Source organism: Actinomyces sp. HMSC065F12 (assembly GCF_001814535.1).
GTDB classification, from domain to species: domain Bacteria; phylum Actinomycetota; class Actinomycetes; order Actinomycetales; family Actinomycetaceae; genus Pauljensenia; species Pauljensenia radingae_A.
Map to the genome: position 1 here is coordinate 171,647 of NZ_KV816968.1, position 5,865 is coordinate 177,511.

General features: G+C 57.8%; 5 protein-coding genes and 1 CRISPR repeat array. Of the genes, 2 read left to right on the forward strand and 3 right to left on the reverse strand.

The window, feature by feature from the left end; all coding sequences use genetic code 11:
* The first annotated feature begins 1 nt into the window (after position 1).
* Positions 2–2,105: a CRISPR direct-repeat array (repeat unit 29 nt; unit sequence CTCTTCCCCGCGCACGCGGGGGTATTTCC).
* A gap of 66 nt (positions 2,106–2,171) precedes the next feature.
* Positions 2,172–2,360 carry a hypothetical protein gene (locus HMPREF2975_RS05010; RefSeq protein WP_070726127.1) on the forward strand — a complete coding sequence of 63 codons (189 nt, stop codon included), beginning with the start codon at positions 2,172–2,174 and terminating at the stop codon, positions 2,358–2,360.
* 606 nt (positions 2,361–2,966) lie between these two features.
* Here HMPREF2975_RS05010 and HMPREF2975_RS05020 read toward each other — a convergent pair.
* Positions 2,967–3,341, reverse strand: a complete 375-nt coding sequence (locus HMPREF2975_RS05020) for a sigma-70 family RNA polymerase sigma factor (RefSeq protein WP_070726130.1) — start codon at positions 3,339–3,341, stop codon at positions 2,967–2,969.
* A gap of 434 nt (positions 3,342–3,775) precedes the next feature.
* Positions 3,776–4,144 carry an antitoxin HicB gene (locus tag HMPREF2975_RS05025; protein ID WP_070726133.1) on the reverse strand — a complete coding sequence of 123 codons (369 nt, stop codon included), beginning with the start codon at positions 4,142–4,144 and terminating at the stop codon, positions 3,776–3,778.
* Between the two features lie 366 nt (positions 4,145–4,510).
* Between HMPREF2975_RS05025 and HMPREF2975_RS05030 the strand changes: the two genes are divergently transcribed.
* Positions 4,511–5,170, forward strand: a complete 660-nt coding sequence (locus HMPREF2975_RS05030) for a hypothetical protein (protein WP_070726135.1) — start codon at positions 4,511–4,513, stop codon at positions 5,168–5,170.
* A gap of 22 nt (positions 5,171–5,192) precedes the next feature.
* On the opposite strand, the gene HMPREF2975_RS05035 is transcribed toward HMPREF2975_RS05030, so the two are convergent.
* Entirely contained in the window at positions 5,193–5,546 is a 354-nt protein-coding gene (locus tag HMPREF2975_RS05035; protein WP_070726137.1) for a hypothetical protein, read from the reverse strand.
* Between the last annotated feature and the right edge of the window lie 319 nt (positions 5,547–5,865).

The following is a 5,865-nucleotide window of genomic DNA, read 5'->3' on the forward strand; positions in this document are numbered from 1 at the left end:
GCTCTTCCCCGCGCACGCGGGGGTATTTCCGGTATCCGTTGGGGTGTGCAGCGTGAGCTGCCCTCTTCCCCGCGCACGCGGGGGTATTTCCGCTTTGGCGTCGATCGTGCCCACGGTGTTTGACTCTTCCCCGCGCACGCGGGGGTATTTCCAATCTCAGCGCAATTGCCCAAGGCTCAGGCGACTCTTCCCCGCGCACGCGGGGGTATTTCCCGGTTGTGGCAAGGTCGGTGGTGTCGCGTTTGACTCTTCCCCGCGCACGCGGGGGTATTTCCAGCAAACAGTGCCGGTAAGACGGTCAGCGGCCCTCTTCCCCGCGCACGCGGGGGTATTTCTGGTGTCCATAGGGGTTTGCCTTTCGGTGTCTGCTCTTCCCCGCGCACGCGGGGGTATTTCCATTCCGGTCTCGGTGACGAGATCCTCGAGGTCCTCTTCCCCGCGCACGCGGGGGTATTTCCACAAAAAAGAGCCTGAAAGGAGCGAAAGATGACTCTTCCCCGCGCACGCGGGGGTATTTCCATGTTCATGCATACATACGATCTGCCCGGCGACTCTTCCCCGCGCACGCGGGGGTATTTCCATGACGCCGGCATTCTACCGCCCGGCCCTTGACTCTTCCCCGCGCACGCGGGGGTATTTCCGGGTATGGGCCTGGCATGACGGATGGGATTTCCTCTTCCCCGCGCACGCGGGGGTATTTCCTCGGCAGTGGGCTTCGTACACTCCACCACTCACTCTTCCCCGCGCACGCGGGGGTATTTCCAACAAAGCGCAAAACTAGCAAAGCCATTAGCGCTCTTCCCCGCGCACGCGGGGGTATTTCCGCAGGTCTGTCACCGCGCGTGCTGCCACCAGACTCTTCCCCGCGCACGCGGGGGTATTTCCACTTCGATATATCAGCAGATGAAGTATTTGAGCTCTTCCCCGCGCACGCGGGGGTATTTCCGGCTTTTTGGTAACGAGATGGCGCATGGTGATCTCTTCCCCGCGCACGCGGGGGTATTTCCGCGGTAGTAGCGTTGCATACCGCGCACAAACTCTCTTCCCCGCGCACGCGGGGGTATTTCCGTGCGGTGTCTCCCATGACTGTTCGCATCCTCCTCTTCCCCGCGCACGCGGGGGTATTTCCAGATGTCGATCTTTAATTGATTCGAGCTCATTCTCTTCCCCGCGCACGCGGGGGTATTTCCGGTGTCATGGCGCGGCCGCAAATACTCAAGCGCTCTTCCCCGCGCACGCGGGGGTATTTCCGACGCCACGGCAACCACTTTTCCGCATGATCTCTCTTCCCCGCGCACGCGGGGGTATTTCCATGGACGGCATCACGCCAGTCCGTGTCGCGCGCTCTTCCCCGCGCACGCGGGGGTATTTCCGGTAAGCCAGAGGCCGGAATTATTCGCATCGTCTCTTCCCCGCGCACGCGGGGGTATTTCCTACATGAAGAAGCTAGGCCAAGCGTTCAATAACTCTTCCCCGCGCACGCGGGGGTATTTCCATCGACCGGCGTAGTCCCACCCACCCGCGTCGCTCTTCCCCGCGCACGCGGGGGTATTTCCCTGCAGCAGCGCGGAAATCATCATCCGCATCACTCTTCCCCGCGCACGCGGGGGTATTTCCAAGTCACGCACCTCACTGCGCGTGTCGTTCACCTCTTCCCCGCGCACGCGGGGGTATTTCCGAACTCATGGGCATATAAGCCCAATCAGGTTTCTCTTCCCCGCGCACGCGGGGGTATTTCTGATATTGACCGCGCGCAGTCAAAGTACTCGTTCTCTTCCCCGCGCACGCGGGGGTATTTCCGGCTCTGACCTCGCACAATTCACACCAAACGACTCTTCCCCGCGCACGCGGGGGTATTTCCGGATTTGGAAGAAAAATAGATAGAGCAGGGAGCTCTTCCCCGCGCACGCGGGGGTATTTCCGGCGCTTTAGACCCGCTCAGTGTCGCCCGGCACTCTTCCCCGCGCACGCGGGGGTATTTCCGTGCCGCGCCCGCCTCGCACTGCCAGCCACCGCTCTTCCCCGCGCACGCGGGGGTATTTCCGGATGGAGCGAATAAACAATGTTGTCGTTCGACTCTTCCCCGCGTACGCGGGGGTACTTCGCACTGGTGCTGCCTCGAACCAATTCCCGAACGCATACCTACTCCCCACAAACGTGTCCGCCCTCGTATGGATCTGACGCAACACAAAGGCGGCCTGTCCGACCCGCCACCCAACACACGTCACACTCAGTTCGTCGATATTCCTGGCGTGCAGCGTTCAATGACGTGGCAGACGAATTCGCCCCAAAGGCTACAGATGCGCCACACCACCGCGGACGTTTCTCAGGTATGCGGTGTTGACGTGGTCATTGCCTAGATCACCGCCGCCGAGTCGGCCTCACCCTCGCAGAAGACGCACTAAGCGTGGAAACTGAATCGACGCACGCCCTCGTACCCAAGACAAAGAGCACATCTAGCGCATCACACAAACCAGTCCCATCACAATCACTATGTTGATCGCTCAAGCAATACTCGACCGAGTCATCCATCGCGTCCTCACCACCAAATCACCACCCACGACCAACCCACTTCCGGAAGCGACCACCGCGTCGAAGCCCGCATCTACAGGGAAGGAGTCAGCGCTAGCAGGCTCCTCGACACCATCGCCAACTACCTCGCCCAACAGGTAGACGATAGAATCGACCGGAAAGTACGCGCTGGAGCCGGCGACACCGGCGACATTGTCAATATGCGACACATGGGCAGGTGCATCGTCGTCAGAACAAAAGGGTACGGCGGCTGCGTCCTACCCGGCCAATGGGGCAACGAAGCGCACACCGAGATGGGTAACGATAATGCGCCCGCGGGGACCGTTGTCGCCAACCGCCGCGCAGTCAACGGCCTAGGTTCCCAGTGGGCACTCACGACGCACAGTGACTTAGCCGTCCTTGACTAGTAGTAAGTCGGATACGGACTTATGAACTTAGGAGTTAGCGAGCTGGGAGACGCGCTGTACGGATATGCCCATGATCGATCCAATGTCACGCATAGACAGGCCCGCCTGTGTCAGGAGTTGGATTGCTTTGCGCGAAGACGCGGACAGTTCCTGTTCTGCTTCTCGTGCAGCTTTTGTGGCGTTCTTGTAGCGGTTGATTGCTTCGAGTGGGAGCCCGCAGGGTTCGATGGTGACGGTGAAGCTTTCTTCGGGCTGGCCGGTCATGAGTGTGGCGGCGTCTTTGATCATGGCTTCGAGCTGGTCGAGGCGGCGCGCTTGGGTTCCGTACTCGCGGTTGTTGATGGTGAAGTCGGCGGACCACCATCCGTCGCAGCGGGTGGCGGTTGCGTTGATGTGTGTCATTTCTGTGCCCTACTGATGATCGCTTTCGCTAGTAGCTCGTTGACTTCTCTGGGGCGTGGGAGTGATTGCCGTCTTCTGTGAGGGTGAGTGTTTCTCCTTTGGCGAGCTTGTCGAGTTGTTTGATGAGGTCTCTCCGCTTCATTACTATATTCTACCCCCATTGACTTATTTAAGTCAATCCCCCTAGAGCATTTAGGTAGGCGACTCATTACGACCACAGCTCACCGCACCTGCCTACGGGTGAAAAACGATTGTAAACCTGCAAGAATTGAAACCAAAATGAAAGGAACGCGACGGTGAGCACGACACGACCAAGCACAGCCAGAAGCATCCACCATTATTGACGGCAACCCCACCGGTTCCCAACCCCGCGACAAGGAAGCGCTGTCAAGAGAAATGGCAGCTGGTCTGAATTGGCGGAAAGAATCTGGATGTTAAGAGTTGGCGAGTTGCGAGACGCGTGCGCGGGACAAGCCCATAATGTAGCTGATATCTGCCAGAGAGTAGCGATCGTCTTTCAGGGCTCGCACTGCTTTTCGGGATGCCGCGGAGGCCGCTCTGGCGGATTCTTCAGCCAGTTTAGATGCTGCGGCAGATTGCTCGACCTGGGCGGCTTGTGCTATTTCAGGGACGATCGTGATGTTCCACGTGGAGTGATCGATGTCTTCTTCCATCGTGTCGAGGTAGTCAATTACTTGCTGGCGGGCTTTGGCAAGAGTGCGCACCTGTGTCCAGATGTCGTTACCGTTCCACAGTTCCCAGCCGCCGCTCCAGCGGCGGGCAGTGATGGTTATCGCGTTCATTTCGTGTTTCTTTTGCTTGCTTCGATTGTTTTGAGTGCTTTGCGGGTGAGGCTTGGAGAGATTTCGCGGGTTTGAATGATGGTAACGCGGAAAGGCCCGTTGGTCCATATTTCGTGGTCGCCTTTGCCTTGGCGTGAAGTGAAGCCTGCCTACTTGAGGAGTGCGGTTAGTTTCCGGTACGGCATTGGCTTCGTCATAGCTAAATGGTAACACCTATTAACAGTAGTGTCAAGAGGTGTGTACACCAAAAGATGGGAGACAGGTTGACGTACAAAGACACAACAAAACGACAGAAAAAAAGGAGCCATCAACGAGCTATCCGACATAGCCGCATGGCTCCCACTGCTCACCGCGCAGTCACTGGCCGTGTGTGGTGTCAGGTCAGCCCGCGTCACGCCAGCCAGGTGCGCCAGGCACAACGGCCTACCCTTCGGGCTCGACCACCGGATCGACCAAACCGACGACGGGTGGCCAGGTATCCGCACACACGTAGGAGCCCTTAAAATCCTCTCCTCCTACGCCACGCTGATTGCCGGTGAGCGCGGCACGCACTCGACAGGCAGTCCGATAGCTGACCTGCAGCGTGACATGCCATGGGCAGCAGAACACTACCCGGATGCGGATGCTGTCCTGGACGAGATCCACCGCATCCACCACCACATCGCCCGCCTGACCGAGCATGCTCCCATGCTCGTCGGCACGTGTGAATGTGGTGGGAGGATCTACCGGTACCCCACCAAGCGCGGGCTCACCGACCAGTCGTGGTGCAACATTTGCGACCGCCTGTATCTCACCCAGGGCGAGGCAGCCTGGACGCGGCTCCTGCATGTTGCCAGCCTAGACGTGTATGTGACGCGGCAGGACCTGAAAACAATATGGCCCACCCTCACAGACAACCGCTTCGACCTATGGGTACACCGGGGGGTCATTGAACCTAGGGCGGGTAAGCCGAAAACCTACCCTCTTGCTGTGGTCAACACGCGCATGAACGCTACCCACTCACACAATCCTGTGATAAAGTGTTAGATGTTTTAAGGGAGTAGTGCGCCTACTTGGCGAGTTGGGATACTCGCCCCGGTGAGATTCCCATGACGCTGGCAACATCGCGGACAGACATTCCAAGATCCCTGAGTGTTGCGACTGTTTTTTTCGATGTGCGTGCGAGGGCTTCTTGTTCTTGGGTGACACGGGTGCTTTTTTCATGGTATTCACGCACAATGGCGGGAACCTGCGGCTTGATAGCAACGTTCTCGACGTTCACATGTTCCATGGTGCAGATATCGCGTATCATTTCTTCGGCGTCTTTTAAGTGGCGTGCTTGAGTGAATCGCACTCCTGCTGGTGTTTCAAATTCGAGTACCCACCATTTGCCGTGAAAGCTGGCGGTTGCGTGGATGTTCATTTGAGTCCTTTCGCTTGTTTGAGGATTTCTTTGGCCAGGTGTTCGTCTATTTCCCTGTGACGGGGGACGTAGGTGACGTGGGGGCCTATTGTGATTTGGGTGTGTCGTCCGCCTTCTGTGGTGGTCATGGGGTTGCCTGTTTGCTGGGCAATGGTTTTGAGTTTCTTGAGTAGGTCTCGCCTTTTCACACATTAAGTATAGCTCACTAAACATTATTTGTCTACTACGCTAAACACTCTAGGTATGCTTATATCACGCACCGGCACATCCAAGTGGAAACGAAGAGTTAATGCTCGAAATGTGTGTATGGGGTGGGCGT